Raw genomic sequence first — 15,455 nt, 5'->3', positions numbered from 1 at the left:
ATCAGAGCTGCGGCCGGACGACGATCAGAGCGACGTCGTCGGTGCGGGCGGCAGAGCCGTCGGCGTGGTGCACGAGGCAGTCGGTGATGTCGTCCAGGTGGTGATCTTCGCAGTCCGCGAGGCGCCGTGCGAGACCGTCCGTGGTGTCGATGATGTCGGCGCCGGGGACCTCCACCAGTCCGTCGGTGTACAGGGCGAGAACGGCGCCCGACGGGAGAGCGATCTCCGTCGTGGGATATTCGGCGTTCTCGTCGATGCCGAGGAGCAGGCCCGGGGGAATGTCGAGAACCTCGGTGCGCCGGTCCGGATGGCGGAGCAGCGGCGGCGGATGCCCGGCCGTGGCGATGTGCGCCCGGTGGCGGGCGAGGTCGAGCTTGGCGATGAGGCAGCTGGTGAACAGACCGGGGTCCAGATCGGTCAGCAGGCGGTTGGTCCGGGTGAGGATGTCGCCGGGTGACGCGCCCGCGGTGGCATGGGCGTGGACGGCGGTGCGGACCTGGCCCATGAGGGCCGCGGCGGTGGTGTTGTGTCCCTGGACGTCGCCGATGGCGGCGACCGCCGTGGTCGCCGTGCAGCGGATCAGGTCGTAGAAGTCGCCGCCGATGTCCATGCCGTGGCCGGCGGGGCGGTAACGGGCGGCGACGTCCAGGCCGGCGACGGGAGGCAAGGTGTGGGGCAGCAACGCTGTCTGCAGGGTGTGGGCGAGGGTGTGCTTGGCGTCGTAGAGCCGGGCGCGGTCCAAAGCCTGGGCGATCAGCCCGGCCAGTGAGGTCAGCAGGGATCGTTCCGCCGGAGGAAACGGGCGCGGCCGGTCGTAGGAGAGGGCGAGGGACCCCACCGGGCGGCCCGAGGCGGTCAGAGGCAGGAACGCCCACGCCTTCCTGTCCCCGTAGCGAGGGGCGTGGGGATGGGCGAGCCGGAAATCGTCGAAGCTCGGGAAGAACTCGGCCGCTCCCGTCGTCACCACGTGCACGCCGGCGACGTCCGAGTTCAGCGGCATGCCGTCGATCCGTTCAAGGAACTCGCCGCTGTAGCCGCGGTGGCCGACGACCCGCAGTCGCCCCTCGTCCACCGTCATGAGGACCAGGCCCTGCGGACCGAGCGCGGGAACGATCTGGTCGGCCGCCAGGTCGACCACGTCCTGGACACTCACGGCCTCCGAGAGGGCGGCCGCCAGATGCGTCAGCTGGTACAGCGCCATGACGTTGACGGCCTCCGCCGGACGGGACGGGTGCTGTGCCGCAGGCGCGCCCTCGGTCTCCGCGGCGGGCGTGATGTGGACGCTGAGGCCGCTCTCGTCCGGGTACAGCTCGAAGAGCAACCGCGTGTCCGGCGAGCGGAGGGCAATGAATGACGTCGGCTGTCGGGAGACGACCGAGGCCCGGTAGCGTTCTTCGAACACCGGGTCCTGCAGCCACAGAAGGATCTCCCACGGGCGTTTGCCGAGCAGAGCGGCCGCTCCGGCGCCGACCAGCTCCGAGCCGGCCGGATTGATGTACGTGATCCGGCCCTCCAGGTCCAGCGCGCAGCAGCCCACCGGCAGACGTTCGGCGAATCTGTGCGCGGCCCTGGCCTGCGCCGGGTCGGCCTCCCGGGGGCGCGGCGGTGTCACGATCCGTGGTTCGCCTTCGGGCAGCAGCCGGTGACCGCTGTCGGCCGCGTGCCGCAGGATGTCCCCCGTGCGGCGGCAGAAGCCGTCGACGGCCTCCCGTTCGTGGGCGCTGAGCTGCGGCGGGTGCCAGATCGGCCACAAGAGCACGATCCCGCCCCACACATGATCCCCGCCGACCACAGGCGCGGCGCCGAGCATGAAGTCGTACGGGAGCACGATCCCCAGACGCGGATAACGGCGGGCGATCTCCTCCTGGCTGCCCAGCCACACCAGCTGCCTGCTGCGCATCGCGTCGGCCACCGGGATCGACGTGTCCAAGGGGATGCGGGACCACGGCGCGGCGATCCGCTGGGCCACCCCGGAAACCAGCGCCAGACGCAGCATGCGCTCGTCCGGCTCCAACAGGTAGACCATTCCGACCGATGCCCCGGTGTCCCGCACGACGTCGCCCATGACGGGGACGAGCTGCTCGAGCCCCGGACCGGAGGACGTGTCCGTGTCGGCGGGCTGCATGCTTCTTCACCCGGCCACGGTGTGTGAGGTGACGTCGCCGCGGTGTCGGTGGCGGTTGCGGGCCGCCTCGCCGGTCACGGCCGGTCGTGCGACACCCACGGACCGGCAGGCTCCCGCCCGCCGGTGCGCGGCGACCGCCGACCGAGCCACCGGACCGGCCGGATCCGGTGGCCGCGCACCGCTTCGATCACACCGTTCATCGACCATATATGGACAATACGTCCGCCCTGGTGTACCGGCACAGCGGAGTGGGCCGTCGGACCTCGGGTCCCAGCGGCCCCACGCAGTGCCTCCACGGAGACGACGCACCGTCCTCGTGCGCGGTCACCCGGCCCGCCGCACCGCCAGGCCGAACACCGCGGTCACCCGGCCGGCCGCACCGCCAGGCCGACACCGCAGCGCCCGCACAGCTGATGGATACGGTGAGCGCCGTCGTGCCATTCCCTGGCGCCGTCCCCACTGCCGCACACCCGGCACGTCGGCGTCGCAGGACTCCCGGCCGGCGGGACCGGGGACCGCAGCACCCGCTCGACCACCACGGGGAGCGGCTCGGTGGGATGGAACCGTGGATCGGGGCAGTAGGCGATGTTCCGCCAGCCGTGTCGACAGTGCCGCCAGGACTCATGGGCTGCCACCTGCCGGCGCCCCCTCGCCTTGTCCGCCCGGCGCCTCGCGGCGAAGGCCCGCTCGCCCTCGAGCCACAACCGCCGCGCGTGCCGCAACTCCTCGACCGCGCGCACGAGCGCGTCGGGATCCCGGTCCAGAGGCTTCGGGATCCTCGCACTGAGGCACAGGTGGTGGTACGTGGCGCGAAAGCCGTAGGGGGAGAAGTGCACGAGGCACGACCGCAGATGCGTGTGCCGGACGCGCACCGGCAGGCGCCCGTCGTGGACCCTTCTGCGGTGCGTGTCGAAGCTGCTCATCCCCGGGAGGTTATGGCCTGCCGTGCGGGCGCGGCACCTCACTTATGCGGCCGCGCGCCGTCCTGAGCCGGCGCGTCGACGGGCGGCCTCGAGGCGCCTTCACGCGCGCTTGTCCGACAGGCCCGAAGGAGGGCGGGATATCCCGTTGTAGGGCCGAGCGCTCGGACATAGGGTCACCCGCATGTCTCTGCGTGTACGTATGCGTGAATCCCTGCCCCGAGCCATGCGGGCCCGCGACAAGGTCGCGGTGAGTGCTCTGCGCGCGACGCTCGCGGCGCTGGACAACGCCGAGGCGGTGCCCGTGGGTTCAGCCGGCATCCGTGGGGCGGCGTCCCTCGAGGAGTCGCCGGTCGGCGCCGGTGCGACCGAAGTGGCGCGGCGAGAGCTGAGCGAGCAGGCGACCGCGGACATCGTGCGCGCCGAGATCGCCGAACGGCTGGAGGCGGCGGCGGAACTGACCGCGCCGGCGCACGCGGACCGGGCCGCGCGGCTCCGCTCGGAAGCCGCCGTGCTGCTCGGTCTCCTCGACGGACCCGGCGCCGCGTAGGTCACTCGGTGCGGCCTCGCCCGGCCCCGTTCCAGGAGCCGGAAGAGCCGGAGAAGTCCGACCGCCCCGGCGATCGCAGCTCTCGGATCAAGGCCCGGACGGCGGCCGGTGCCGCCAGTTCGCGGCTGGTGACGCAGCCGACCGACCGTGTGGGGCGCTCCGGGCCGAGATCAATGATCTCGACGGTGTCCGGTGCTCCGATCAGGGACAACTTCGGCATGACAGCCATGCCGAAATCGCTGCTCACCAACGAGAGCACTGCTCCGTCGTCCTGGGCCTCGATCGTCGCCGACGGCAGCCATTCCTGCTCCTGCCACCAAGTGCGCGTGTACGAGGTGCAGTTCTCGGTCCGGTCGACCAACGGCAGTGTGCGCGGTGACGGATGCCCGGCCGGGTGCACCAGCGCGTATCCCTCCTCCAGCAGGTCGGCGCCGATCAGCTCCGGCGGTACGGGAGACGTCGTCTCGATCGTCGCGATGCCCAAGTCCGCGCGCCCGTCCAGCACTTCGCCCGCCACCCCGCGCCCGACCTCCCGTACGATCCGCACCACCGGCGCCACCTCCGGATGGCTCCTGGCCGGCGCCTCCAACGCGCGCGGCAGCAGGTGGAGTGCGGCGCTGCGGACGGCGGCGATGCGCAGTGGCCCGGCCGCGGCGCCGCACTCCGCTCCGCGCACCTCGGCGCCCATCACCTCGAGGACTTCCTGGTGCCACATCTGCGCAGCGGCCGGATCGCGCCGGACCGGACCGTGGTCAGGGGGTTCGAGAACATCGTGGAGGCGTTCCTCGGCATGCTGCGGGGCGAGAACACCGGGAGGATGCTGGTGTCCCGGCCCGGGTAGCGCACCGGCGGCGCACCGGACGGGGCGTTCCCTCCGGGAAGCGGCGAGGCCGGCAACAGGACTTGCGGTGTCGCGGGGTGGCGGGACCCTGGAAGGGACCGGGGGCGACCGCCCGGACGCACGCTGTGCGGCCGCCGGTGGAGCGGGACCGGAAAGGACGACGTCATGAAGGCACTGGTGTTCCAAGGCCCGGGACAGACGTCCTGGCAGGACGTTCCGGACCCCGACCTCAAGGACGCCGCCGACGCGGTGATTCGCGTCGACGCCGCCACCATCTGCGGCACGGACCTCCACATCGTCAAGGGTGACGTCCCCGAAGTGGCACCCGGCACGGTCCTGGGTCACGAGGCGGTCGGTGAGGTGGTGGAGGTCGGCAGCGAGGTGCGCACGGTCCGTCCCGGTGACCGTGTGCTGGTGTCCTGTATCGCGGCGTGCGGCCGCTGCGTCTTCTGCCGGGAGAACCGCTACGGACAGTGCCGCGGGGGCGGCGGCTGGGTGCTCGGGCATCTGATCGACGGAACCCAGGCCGAGTACGTCCGTGTGCCCTTCGCGGATCTGACGGTGCACCCGCTTCCCGGCGCTGTGACCAGTGAGGACGCGGTCCTGCTGGCCGACATCTTCCCCACCGGGTACGAGGTGGGCGTTCTCAACGGGCGGGTGCGGCCCGGGGACACCGTGGTCGTGGTCGGCGCCGGGCCGATCGGGCTCGCCACCATCGCCACCGCCCAGCTCTACAGCCCGGGGCGGATCATCGCCGTCGACCTGGCGGAATCCAGGCTCCAGGCGGCACGCGACATGGGTGCCGACGCCACCGTCGGTGCCGACGAAGGCCCCGAGGCGCTGGTCGAGGACCTCACGGAAGGGCTCGGAGCCGAGGTCGTCGTCGAGGCGGTCGGCGTGCCCGAGGCGTTCGAACAGTGCACGCGGATGGTGCGCCCAGGAGGCCATGTCGCCAATGTGGGCGTGCACGGCAAGCCCGCGGCGCTCCATCTCGAGGAGCTGTGGATCAAGGACGTGACGATCACGACCGGACTCGTCGACACGCACTCCACGCCGATGCTGCTGCGCATGATGGCGGCCGGGCGGCTCCCGGCGGCGTCGGCGATGGTCACGCACCGCTTCGAACTGGGACAGATGGAGGAGGCGTACGACGTCTTCGCCCGTGCCAAGGACACCGGGGCCCTCAAGGTCGTGCTCGGCGGCCCGCGGCACGACGAGGTCAGTGTGCCCGCCTAGGGCCTCCCCTTCGGAACAGGCGGGATCCGAACCCACGAGCCCGGGCCCCGCGTCCACGGCGCGGTGCGGCGGGCGTCAGGCCTTCGCGCGGTGCGGCGGGCGTCAGGCCTTGCGGCGGTGCCGGGCCGAGGCCGTTCCCGGCGCCGTGGTGAGACCGTCCCAGGGGCGCCGGCGTCCGCCGCTCACCGCGGCGATACCGGTCTCGTCGTAGCGGGACGTCGCCAGCGACCAGGTCAGGTTGCCCGCCATCACATGGCGCATGCCGTCCACGTAGTGGCTGACGTGTTCGCGTGTCCCGGCCGGTACGCCCTGCTCGGCGAGCGTCCCGGGGAGGGAGGCGGCGAGCCGGGTGAAGCGGGCCGTCCGGGCGTTGGCGAGCGCGGTGATGTGCTCGACCGACTCCTCGAGCGTGCACCCCTTGTGCTCACGCTCTATGACCACGCTGTTGTTGACGTCTCCGGCCGCCAGCTCCTTGACCAGCGAGACGATGTCGTTGACGAAGATCACCACATCGCCGGTGATCTCACGCATCTCCCGCAGCGGGAAGGACCGGTGCAGGACCTCGGGCAGGGCGTAACCCCCGCACCGCTCCGTGAAGTCGAGGCACGGCTGCACCCCTATGGAGTGCCGCCGCACCTCGAGGAACTGCTCGAGCGAGGGCAGGCGGTCCGCATTGCGATGGTGTGCTTCCCCCACATGCGCGGCGAGGTACGCCTGCCAGTGGTCACGGAAGCGGAGCCGCCATTCGTACGGGGCGCCGGCGGTGGACCGCAGCCAGATGTCCCGGAAACCCCGGACGAGCGGGGTGTCCCCGCCGTCGGACGCCCGCGGCGCGCCGTCCGTCGTCATCGTCGCGACGAGGGCTTCCACCACGCCGCGGATCTCGTGGGGCCGGGTGCCCAGACCCCCGTCGAACTGGTCGTCGAAGATGAAGAACCAGGCGTTGAAGTCCGCGGCCAGTTCCAGGTCACCGGCCGTGGCGTCGGGGTAGAAGTAGGCCATCAGCCGCTCCAGCCGCAGCGCGTCGTACTCGGCCGTCGCCACGTCGCCCGTGAGCAGACCTGTCTCCTGCACCCACTGGAGCGTGTGCTGCCGGGCGCGTTCCGCGTACGGGCTCAGTCGCGCCGGGAACGGGATCCTGACGGCCGCGGTGCGCCGCGTGGGGTCCGAGGGGCTCGCGGGACCCGGAGGCCGGCGGCCGGAATCCGTCTCGTGTGCCATACGCCCCCCTGGGTGTCGCGGCGCGTCGGACGGTCAGTGGTGCGGTCCCACGCGGCCGGGTGCCGTTCCGAGATTAGGCGTTGTGCCGGCGGAAAGACCGTGGTCGGCGGATGGGACGGGGTGCGCGCCCAGCGCACACGGCACCTTGTGCGCCCCCTGGGCGCGCCCCCTTTTGGTGAGGGGCGAGACTACCCGGATTCGGCCACGCTGTTACCGCGATCAGATCATCCCGGGAGAAAAAGCCGTGCGGAGCACTACACATGGTTCTCGCGTGCGTACGCTTTGCGCACCCGGGAGTTGGGGTTCCGGGACAGAAGACCCGGACTCGGGACGACACGCGGTCGAGGGAACGGACATGGCTTACATGGGAGACCGGCCGGGGCGGCCGCAGCGGCTGCTGCTGGAGCGCGAGACGGAAACAGCGGCTCTGGAGAGCCTGTTGACCGAGCTGAGCGGGCCGTCCCAGGGGGTGACGGCGGCAGGCTCCGGCGGCCTGCTGGTCTTCGCCGGGCCGGCCGGGCTCGGCAAGACCACCCTCCTCAACGAGGTGCGCAGAAGAGCCGTGGCCCGCGGCTGCACGGTGCTTTCCGCACGAGGCGGGGAACAGGAGCAGAGCGTCGCGTTCCACGTCGTACGCCACCTCGTGCAGCCCGTGCTCGCGGCAGGCAGCGAGGCCGAACACCGCAGGACGCTGGGGAGTTGGTACGACATCGTCGCTCCGGCGGTGGGCCTGGTGGCGGGCGGCGGCAACAGCTCCCCCGATCCCCAGGGAGTACGGGACGGTCTGGACTGGGTCGCCACACGGTTCGCCGTCCAGCACGCGCCGCTGGTGGTCATGCTCGACGACGCCCACTGGGCGGACGCCGAGTCGCTGACCTGGCTGACCGGCTTCGCGCCGCGGGTCACCGAGCTGCCGATGCTCCTCGTCGTCGCCTACCGCCCCGACGAACTCCCCGCCGACGCCCTGGCGTTCGGCAAGCTGGCCGAGCGCCACGGGTCGCGCCCCTTCGACCTCGCGCCGCTCACGCCCGGCGCGATCAGCCGCATCGTCAGGGACGCCCTGGGGGAGGACGCCGACGACGCGTTCTGCCGGGAGACCTGGGCGGTCACCGGAGGGAACCCGTTCGAGGCGGTCGAGCTCGCCGCCAGGGTCGCCGACCGCGGGCTCAAGCCCCAGGTCGTCCACCTGCCCGAACTGAGGGAACTGGCCTCGGCGGTGAAGGGCGGCGGCCTCATCGAGCGGCTGGAGCGGCTCGGCACCTCCGCCGTCCGGTTCGCCTGGGGCGCCGCCGTGCTGGGCGCGGAGGCGTCCCGCAGCCGGGCCGCGAGCGTCGGCGGACTGGGGGACGCCGAGTCCCTGGACGCCGTCGCCGCACTGCGCGAGGCCCGCATCCTCGCCGACCCGGCCCGCGACGGGAACGACGAGGACGACGACCGCCTCGAGTTCTTCCACCCCCTCGTCTCCACAGCCGTCTACCGGGCGATACCGGCCGCGTTCCGCGTCGCCATGCACGGCCAGGCCGCCGCGGTCATCTCCCGAGCGGGTCTCGGCGCCACGGCCGCCGCACGGCACCTGCTGGAGACGCACCCCGAGAGCGACCCCTGGGTGGTGCAGCAACTGTCGGAAGCCGCCCGCGACTACCTCCGGGCAGGCGCTCCCGACGCCGCCCGGCGCTGCCTCACCCGGGCACTGCGCGAACCACCGGCCATGGAGGACCGCGCCCAGGTCCTGTTCGACCTCGGCTGCTCCGCGCTGCTCACGGAACCCGCGATCACGGTCAATCACCTGCGGGCCGCACTGGACGAACCCGTCCTCGACCCGGCCCTGCGGGAGGCGATCGTCTACCGGCTGGCGCAGGCCCTCGGCCACTCCGACCGGATGGCGGAGGCCGCCCGCACGGTCGCCGACGCGGCCCGATGGGCCACCGACGCCAGGACCCGGCTGCACATGCAGGCGGAGCAGTTCATGTGGAACGCCTTCCGGGCCGACGAGCAGGACTCGCCCGCCCGTTCACGCAAGCTCGCCCGGCTCGCCGACCACCTCACCGGCAACGGCACCGCGGAGCGCTACATCATGGGCCTGCGGGCCTGGGACGCGATGGTGCGCGGCGAACCGGCGGCGACGGCGCTCGAGTGGGCGGAGAAGGCCCTCGGCGACGGGCTGCCGTGGACGGACGACCAGTGGGGCTTCGAGGTCCCGGTCCTGGTGGCCCTCACCTTCATGTACTGCGACCAGCCCGGCCGGGCCGAGGAACTGTTCCAGAAGGGCATCGCGGAGTGCCAGGACAGAGGCTGGCGCGGCGCGCACCTGTCCTTCGGCTACACGCTCCTGGGCTACATCCGCTACCGCCGTGGACGCCTCGACTCCGCGGAGACGCTGGTCCGCGACGGTCTGCGGATCGCGGACAGGGTCGGGCACCGGGTGCCGGCGCAGTACTTCGCCATCGGCATCCTCATCGAGATCCTCCTCGCCCGCGGCCGCACGGAGGAGGCCGAGGAGGTCGCCACCACCTACCACTACGGCGACATCGTGCCGAGCGCGGTGGTGTACCCGGACGCCCAGACCGTCCACAGCGAGCTGCTGCTCGCCCTCGGCAGGCGCCGCGAGGCCGAACAGCAGCTCGTCCGCGTCGGCGAGCGCCTCGAGCCCCGCGGTATGCGCAACCCGGCATGGTGCCCCTGGCAGCTCCACCTGGCCCGGGCCAAGGCGGCCACCGACCCGGAACAGGCCCGGGAACTCGCCGCCGAAGGCGTCCGCAGGGCGCGCCGTTTCGGCACTCGGTCCGCCGTCGGACAGGCACTGCATGCCATGGCCGCGGTGACGCCCGGCCCCGAGCGGGCCGCGGTCCTCGCCGAGGCCGTCTCGCACCTCGAGCGCTCTCCCTCCGGCCACGACCTGGCGAGCGCGCTGATCGACCACGGCGTGGCACTGCGCCGCAGCGGGCTCCCGCAGGACGCGGCCGAGCAGCTGCACCGGGGGCTGGAGGGGGCCGTGCAGTGCGGGGCCGACGCCTTGGTGTCGCGGGCCCGGGAGGAACTGGACGCGACGGGCATGTGGCCGCTCCAGCCGCGTACCGCGGCCGCCGACACGCTCACCGTGCAGGAGCGCACCGTGGCCGAATGGGCCGCCCGCGGCTGGTCCAACGCCCGCATCGCGGAGGCGCTGGGAGCCGCGGACCCGGTGGTGACCAGACTGCTGTCCGACATATACCTGAAGGCCGGTTGCGATCAGGCCGGACTGCCACGGCTCCTGGCGGGACCCGACTCCGACGCGTGGGCCGGTCCCGGTTCCCCGGCGGTCCCACGGGGTCATGACCCCGCGGAGTCGTGACGGCTCACGGCGTCGGCGGCTGCTCCAGGACCAGGCGGATCTCCGTGACCTCGTAGCCGGCGCGGTCGAACGCGGCGGCCATCGGCAGGTTCACGGTGTCCGTGGTGGCGGTGATCCGCTCCGCGCCGGCCGCCGCCTGGAAACGGGTGATGTGGGCGAGGATCTCGTCGATCAGCCCGCGGCCGCGGAGCTCCGGGACCACTCCCAGATATCCGACGTTCCGGTTGTCGCCGCCGGTGCTGGACGGTATGGCAAGGCCCGCGAGCGCGCCGTCGGCCGTGTACGCGAGCCGCCACCAGTCCCGTTCACCGGGGGCGTCGAGATAGAACCGCATGTCTTCCCGGGCCTGGGCATCCGCGTCCTTGGCGGCCAGTTCGCGCCCGGTCCGGACGTCGAGACTGCCCTGGGCGAGGCGCCGGAAGGCGTCGAGGAACGCGGCGTCGTCACCCGGCGCGAACGTCAGCCTGGTCCCGGCCGCCGGCAGGCCCGCCTGCGGGGTCCACTCGTAACGCAGCCTCTCGACCTCATCGGTCAGGCCGGCGCGGTGGGCCGCGAGCCGTCGCCACTCGACCGCGGACGCGGTGCGGGCGTCGCCGCGCCAGCCCCGGGGAAGCGCGAGGTTGTAGAGCGGATCCCGCTCGGCGCCACGCTCCCGGAACGCGCGGTGGCCGGCCTCGAGGAGGGCCACGGCCACCCGCGCGCGGTCCGGCACGTCCTCGCGGACGTGGAGGCAGTCCAGAGCCACCGGGAGCTCCCCGTCCGTGCGGCCCCACCACAGGGCCCGCCCGAGCAGCTCGCCGCCCGTGTCCTCGGCCGTCCACGTCCATTCGGGCCGGTACTGCCGTGTCTCCCAGTCTTCGCGGAAGCGGTCCGCGCTGATCCAGTCGAGCGGCGGTTCCGCGAGGAACGTGGCGACGCGTTCGGATTCTGCGGCAGCGATGGAGCGGACGAGCACAGGGCCTCCGGGGCGCGTTCGGTGCGCCACGGAGTGCGGCGCCCCGCGATGATCACACAGGGCGGCCATCGGTACACAGCGCTTTTGGCGACGGCCGGTCTCGGTGCGACGGGATCCCGTCATTCCCGGCCGGTCGCCGCGTTCGCCGCTGTCGGACCGGGGTAGGGGGAGGGCGTGAGTTATGTGAACCCTGGCGGGGAGTATGCGCGCGACAGCCGGTACATCACCACCCGCGTCACCGCGGACGGACGCGACGGCTTCCCCGTGGAGCCCGGCCGCTACCGCCTGGTCGTCAGCCGGGCCTGTCCGTGGGCAAGCCGGGCGGTCATCGTGCGGCGGCTGCTCGGACTGGAGGGCGTGCTGTCGATGGGCATCGCCGGGCCCACGCACGACGAGCGCAGCTGGACCTTCGACCTCGACCCGGGCGGCCGCGACCCGGTGCTCGGCATCGAGCGGCTCCAGGAGGCGTTCCTCGCCCGCGATCCCGGCTACGACCGGGGCATCACGGTGCCGGCCGTCGTCGACGTGCCGACCGGCAAGGTCGTGACCAACGACTTCCGGCAGATCACGATCGACATGTCGCTGGAATGGACGGCGTACCACCGCGACGGGGCGCCGGAGCTCTACCCTCCCGAGCTGCGGCCGGAGATCGACGCCGTCAACGAGGTCGTCTACAAGGACGTGAACAACGGCGTCTACCGTGCCGGTTTCGCCGGGTCGCAGGAGTCGTACGCCGAAGCGTACGAACGCCTGTTCGCGCGGCTCGACCTGCTCTCCGAGCGGCTCCAAGGGTCCCGCTACCTCGTCGGTGACACGATCACCGAGGCGGACGTACGGCTGTTCACCACGCTGGTGCGCTTCGACGCCGTCTACCACGGTCACTTCAAGTGCAACCGGCGGAAGCTGTCCGAGATGCCGGTGCTCTGGGCGTACGCGCGTGACCTGTTCCAGACGCCCGGCTTCGGTGACACGGTCGACTTCGACCACATCAAGAAGCACTACTACCTGGTGCACAGCGACATCAATCCGACCGGGATCGTGCCGGTCGGCCCGGATCCGTCCGGCTGGCTCGAGCCGCACGGCCGTGCGGCGCTGGGCGGGCGGCCGTTCGGCGACGGCACGCCGCCGGGGCCGGTCGCACCGGGGGAGGAAGTGCCGGCCGTGCCGGGAAGGTCGTAGGCCCGATGAAGGACAACCTGGGCGCCGTGAAGATTTCCGCAGCCGCGTTCTGTGGCCGGGCGGTCACTCATGGGGTAGTTTCAGGTCCAGCAGTCGTGGTTCCGAAGTCTCGTGCGCTCACGGGGAGTTCCCGTGGGCGCATTTGCTGTTCAGCAGTCCGAGGACCAGGGCGATCACCTCACCCAGAGGGCATCGGACAGCCGATGCCCCGCGTCCGAAATTGGAGAGCAGCATGGCTTCAGGCACCGTGAAGTGGTTCAACGCGGAAAAGGGCTTCGGCTTCATCGCCCAGGACGGTGGCGGCCCCGACGTCTTCGTCCACTACTCCGCGATCAACGCCTCCGGGTTCCGTTCCCTCGAGGAGAACCAGCAGGTCGAGTTCGACATCACGCAGGGCCCGAAGGGCCCGCAGGCCGAGAACGTCCGTCCGGTCTGACCTGACGGCACTCGCGCGGAAGGCGCCCCCGGCACCATGTGCCGGGGGCGCCCTCGTGCCCGGACGCGCCCTGCCGTCGCGAAGGCGCGGAGTGAGAAGGCCTGGAGGGGCGCGGCGCGGGCGCGGGCGGCGCGGAAATCCGGGGGCGCGGAGGTGCGCGGCCCTGTGCGGGTGTATCCAGGAGGCATGGGTCATCGGCCGCTGCGCGGGATTCGTCCCCGGCCATGGGAGACCGGCCACACGCTGCTGGCCGTGGTCCTCGCGCTGATCATGACGGTCACGGTGGTGGACATCCTCGCGCCCCCCGAGGTCCACCTGGGCCCCTTCCTCGCCGCCGCCCCCGCCGTCACGGCCTCGTTCGCCGGCCCGCGGATCACCGCCTGCATCGGCGCGGTCGCCGTCCTGGCCCAAGCGGTGGTCGCGATCGTCCGCACCAGCCTCATCGATCTCAACCACAGCTTCCAGCTCATCGCACTGATACTGATCTCGGTGTTCGTCACCTTCTTCGCCCACCTGCGGGAACGGCACGAGAAGGAACTGGTTCAGCTGCGTTCCGTGGCCGAGGCCGCGCAGCAGGTCGTGCTCAGACCACTGCCGCACCGGGTCGGCCCCCTGCGCATCGCCTCCGTCTACCTGGCCGCCGAGGCGGAGGCGCAGATCGGCGGCGACCTGTACGCGGCCGCCCGCACCGCCGACGGGACCCGGCTCCTCATCGGTGACGTCCGTGGCAAGGGCCTCGAGGCGGTCGGGGACGCCGCCCTTCTCCTCGGCGCCTTCCGGGGCGCCGCCCACCGGCAGGCCGACCTTCCCGCGCTGGTCGCCTATCTGGAGGGAACCGTCTCCTCCGACCTGGACGACCCCGGTGCGGCCGGGCCCGGCGGCACGCCCACCGAGGCGTTCATCACCGCGGCAGTGCTCGACGTCCCCGACGACGTGCCGGCCGTCGACATGGTCAACTGCGGTCACCCGCCGCCGCTGCTGCTGCGGGACGGCGAGGTCGTCGCTCTGGAGGTACGCCGTCCGGCCCCGCCGCTCGGGCTCACCGAGTTCGTGGGGCCGGCCTTCACCGCGGAGACGTTCGTCTTCGAGCCCGGCGACACCCTCCTGCTGTACACGGACGGCGTCATCGAGGCCCGTGACCAGGCCGGTACCTTCTTCCCGCTCGCGGACCGTCTCGCCGACTGCGCGGGCCGGACGCCGCAGGCGCTCCTCGACCGCCTCCGCCAGGACCTGCTCGACCACGCGGCCGGCGGGACCCTGGGCGACGACGCCGCGATGGTGGCCGTTTCGCGTACCGCGCCGGACCAGGAGAACGCGCACGCGCCGGCCCAGGAGAGCGCGCACGCGCCGGCCCAGGAGAACGCGAACCCGCCTCTTGGACGGCCGGCGGTGCGGTACGAGGCACAGAGCGCGGCCAGGCGGCCGCCCTTCGGTCCACCGGCCGGTCCCTTCCGGTGATGGCCGCACGACTTCCGAGCGGGAGGCACCGACCGATGTCCGAGAACCCCGTCGCTCCCGTGACCGTCCACGAGACGCTGCCCTCCCGCGTCCTCGTAGGCCCAGGCGCACGCCACCGCATCCCCGGGGAGATCGAACGGCTCGGTGCCCGGCGGGTGCTGCTGGTCGCCACCGGGTCGGCCAGGGCCGCGGCCGGTGAGCTCGCCGGGGCGCTCGGCCCCCGGCTGGCGGCCCGCTTCGACGGGGCCGTCGTGCACACCCCGGTGGCGGTGACCGGCGAGGCGATGGAGGTCGTGGGGGAGACGTCGGCGGACGCCGTGGTGGCGATCGGCGGCGGCTCCGCCGTCGGCCTTGCCAAGGCGCTGTCGGTGCGGACGGGGATGCCGCAGGTCGCCGTACCGACCACGTACGCGGGCTCGGAGGTGACCCCCGTCCTGGGCGAGACGGAGAACGGAGTGAAGACCACCCGACGCGACCCGGCCATCACGCCCGGGACGGTGGTCTACGACCCGGAGCTGACGCTGACGATGCCTGCCGGCCTCACGCTGACGAGCTCCCTGAACGCCCTGGCCCACGCGGTCGAGGCGCTCTGGGCACCGGACGCGACGGCCCTGAGCGACGCCCTCGCGACAGAGGCGGCCGACGGCATCCTGACGGTGCTCCCGCACGTCCTCGCCGATCTGTCGGCGCTCCGAGGACGCGGACGGCTCCAGGAGTCGGCCTGGCTCGCCGGCCTGTGTCTGGCCCGGACCCGGACGGGACTGCACCACCAGCTGGCGCACGTCCTCGGCGGGATGTTCGACCTGCCGCACGCGGAGCTCCACGCGCTGCTGTTGGCGCACGTCATGGCGTTCAATCTCCCGTGGGCGCCGAAGGCCGCCGCCCGCCTGGAGCGGATCGCCGGCGGTGACCCGGTCGAGGTCGTCGGCAGGCTCGCCGGCGGTCACGACGGCCCGACCACGCTCGGGGCGCTGGGTGTTCCGCGCGACGCCCTGCGCGCGGTGGCGGAGCGGGTCGTGGACCGGCCGTATCCGAATCCCCGGCCGCCGGAGACCGAGGCGCTGACCCGGCTCCTGTACAGCGCCTGGTAAGGCCGTGTCCCCACCCCCCTGCGAGCCATCTGCCACATCTGGCGCGCTCCCGCGCAGAACCGCCTCCAGCAAGCCGTCGCCGCGCACCGCACGACGTACGCATCGAAAGGAC

At 72.6% G+C, this 15,455-nt stretch carries 11 protein-coding genes and 3 pseudogenes; 9 read left to right on the top strand and 5 right to left on the bottom strand.

What is annotated here, in order from left to right; translation table 11 throughout:
* Nucleotide 1: 1 nt before the first annotated feature.
* Together AB0K36_RS06900 and AB0K36_RS06895 are read right to left on the bottom strand one after the other, a co-directional pair.
* A complete protein-coding gene (locus AB0K36_RS06900) occupies nt 2-2,125 on the bottom strand; it encodes a SpoIIE family protein phosphatase (RefSeq protein ID WP_364589316.1) in 2,124 nt (707 codons plus the stop codon).
* A 362-nt stretch (nt 2,126-2,487) separates the two neighbouring features.
* Nucleotides 2,488-3,048: a hypothetical protein gene (locus AB0K36_RS06895; protein WP_364589313.1), complete on the bottom strand. Its 561-nt coding sequence runs from the start codon at nt 3,046-3,048 to the stop codon at nt 2,488-2,490.
* A gap of 223 nt (nt 3,049-3,271) precedes the next feature.
* Between AB0K36_RS06895 and AB0K36_RS06890 the strand changes: the two genes are divergently transcribed.
* Entirely contained in the window at nt 3,272-3,595 is a 324-nt protein-coding gene (locus tag AB0K36_RS06890) for a GatB/YqeY domain-containing protein (protein WP_364589772.1), read from the top strand.
* A 1-nt stretch (nt 3,596) separates the two neighbouring features.
* On the opposite strand, the pseudogene AB0K36_RS06885 reads toward AB0K36_RS06890, so the two are convergent.
* Nucleotides 3,597-4,295, bottom strand: a pseudogene (locus tag AB0K36_RS06885) (substrate-binding domain-containing protein); the annotation flags it as partial.
* Between AB0K36_RS06885 and AB0K36_RS06880 the strand changes: the two are divergent.
* Together AB0K36_RS06880 and AB0K36_RS06875 are read left to right on the top strand one after the other, a co-directional pair.
* Nucleotides 4,284-4,436: pseudogene (locus tag AB0K36_RS06880) on the top strand (NADP-dependent oxidoreductase); the annotation flags it as partial. The pseudogenes AB0K36_RS06885 and AB0K36_RS06880 overlap by 12 nt on opposite strands.
* 165 nt (nt 4,437-4,601) lie before the next feature.
* A complete protein-coding gene (locus tag AB0K36_RS06875; protein ID WP_364589310.1) occupies nt 4,602-5,672 on the top strand; it encodes an alcohol dehydrogenase catalytic domain-containing protein in 1,071 nt (356 codons plus the stop codon).
* Nucleotides 5,673-5,774: 102 nt separating this feature from the next.
* Here the strand turns inward: AB0K36_RS06875 and AB0K36_RS06870 are convergent, their stop codons facing one another.
* Complete coding sequence (locus AB0K36_RS06870; RefSeq protein WP_364589307.1) at nt 5,775-6,893, bottom strand: isoafricanol synthase; 1,119 nt, start codon at nt 6,891-6,893, stop codon at nt 5,775-5,777.
* 355 nt (nt 6,894-7,248) lie between these two features.
* On the opposite strand from AB0K36_RS06870, the gene AB0K36_RS06865 reads away from it, so the two are divergent.
* Nucleotides 7,249-10,224: an ATP-binding protein gene (locus tag AB0K36_RS06865; protein ID WP_435877804.1), complete on the top strand. Its 2,976-nt coding sequence runs from the start codon at nt 7,249-7,251 to the stop codon at nt 10,222-10,224.
* 4 nt (nt 10,225-10,228) lie between these two features.
* Here the strand turns inward: AB0K36_RS06865 and AB0K36_RS06860 are convergent, their stop codons facing one another.
* Nucleotides 10,229-11,179: a GNAT family N-acetyltransferase gene (locus AB0K36_RS06860; RefSeq protein ID WP_364589304.1), complete on the bottom strand. Its 951-nt coding sequence runs from the start codon at nt 11,177-11,179 to the stop codon at nt 10,229-10,231.
* A gap of 174 nt (nt 11,180-11,353) precedes the next feature.
* Between AB0K36_RS06860 and AB0K36_RS06855 the strand changes: the two genes are divergently transcribed.
* The 5 genes and pseudogenes from AB0K36_RS06855 to AB0K36_RS06835 all read left to right on the top strand — a co-directional run.
* Nucleotides 11,354-12,358: a glutathione S-transferase family protein gene (locus tag AB0K36_RS06855; RefSeq protein ID WP_435877803.1), complete on the top strand. Its 1,005-nt coding sequence runs from the start codon at nt 11,354-11,356 to the stop codon at nt 12,356-12,358.
* 232 nt (nt 12,359-12,590) lie between these two features.
* Nucleotides 12,591-12,794: a cold-shock protein gene (locus AB0K36_RS06850; RefSeq protein ID WP_005320750.1), complete on the top strand. Its 204-nt coding sequence runs from the start codon at nt 12,591-12,593 to the stop codon at nt 12,792-12,794.
* 186 nt (nt 12,795-12,980) lie between these two features.
* A complete protein-coding gene (locus AB0K36_RS06845; protein WP_364589300.1) occupies nt 12,981-14,252 on the top strand; it encodes a PP2C family protein-serine/threonine phosphatase in 1,272 nt (423 codons plus the stop codon).
* 35 nt (nt 14,253-14,287) lie between these two features.
* Nucleotides 14,288-15,343, top strand: coding sequence for a maleylacetate reductase (locus AB0K36_RS06840; protein ID WP_364589297.1), 1,056 nt, complete (start codon nt 14,288-14,290; stop codon nt 15,341-15,343).
* 24 nt (nt 15,344-15,367) lie between these two features.
* A pseudogene (locus AB0K36_RS06835) lies at nt 15,368-15,455 on the top strand (crossover junction endodeoxyribonuclease RuvC); the annotation flags it as partial.

The sequence above is a fragment of the Streptomyces kurssanovii genome, assembly GCF_040677245.1.
Lineage (GTDB): Bacteria > Actinomycetota > Actinomycetes > Streptomycetales > Streptomycetaceae > Streptomyces > Streptomyces kurssanovii.
The sequence above is the reverse complement of the archived record's forward strand: the minus strand, read 5'-3'. Positions and strand labels throughout refer to the sequence as shown.

Excerpts from the sequence above, each read along its gene's own strand:
- AB0K36_RS06900 (WP_364589316.1), bottom strand. The coding sequence starts at position 2,125 with ATGCAGCCCGCCGACACGGACACGTCCTCCGGTCCGGGGCTCGAGCAG.
- AB0K36_RS06895 (WP_364589313.1), bottom strand. The coding sequence starts at position 3,048 with ATGAGCAGCTTCGACACGCACCGCAGAAGGGTCCACGACGGGCGCCTG.
- AB0K36_RS06890 (WP_364589772.1), top strand. The coding sequence starts at position 3,272 with ATGCGGGCCCGCGACAAGGTCGCGGTGAGTGCTCTGCGCGCGACGCTC.
- AB0K36_RS06875 (WP_364589310.1), top strand. The coding sequence starts at position 4,602 with ATGAAGGCACTGGTGTTCCAAGGCCCGGGACAGACGTCCTGGCAGGAC.
- AB0K36_RS06870 (WP_364589307.1), bottom strand. The coding sequence starts at position 6,893 with ATGGCACACGAGACGGATTCCGGCCGCCGGCCTCCGGGTCCCGCGAGC.
- AB0K36_RS06865 (WP_435877804.1), top strand. The coding sequence starts at position 7,249 with ATGGCTTACATGGGAGACCGGCCGGGGCGGCCGCAGCGGCTGCTGCTG.
- AB0K36_RS06850 (WP_005320750.1), top strand. The coding sequence starts at position 12,591 with ATGGCTTCAGGCACCGTGAAGTGGTTCAACGCGGAAAAGGGCTTCGGC.
- AB0K36_RS06845 (WP_364589300.1), top strand. The coding sequence starts at position 12,981 with ATGGGTCATCGGCCGCTGCGCGGGATTCGTCCCCGGCCATGGGAGACC.
- AB0K36_RS06840 (WP_364589297.1), top strand. The coding sequence starts at position 14,288 with ATGTCCGAGAACCCCGTCGCTCCCGTGACCGTCCACGAGACGCTGCCC.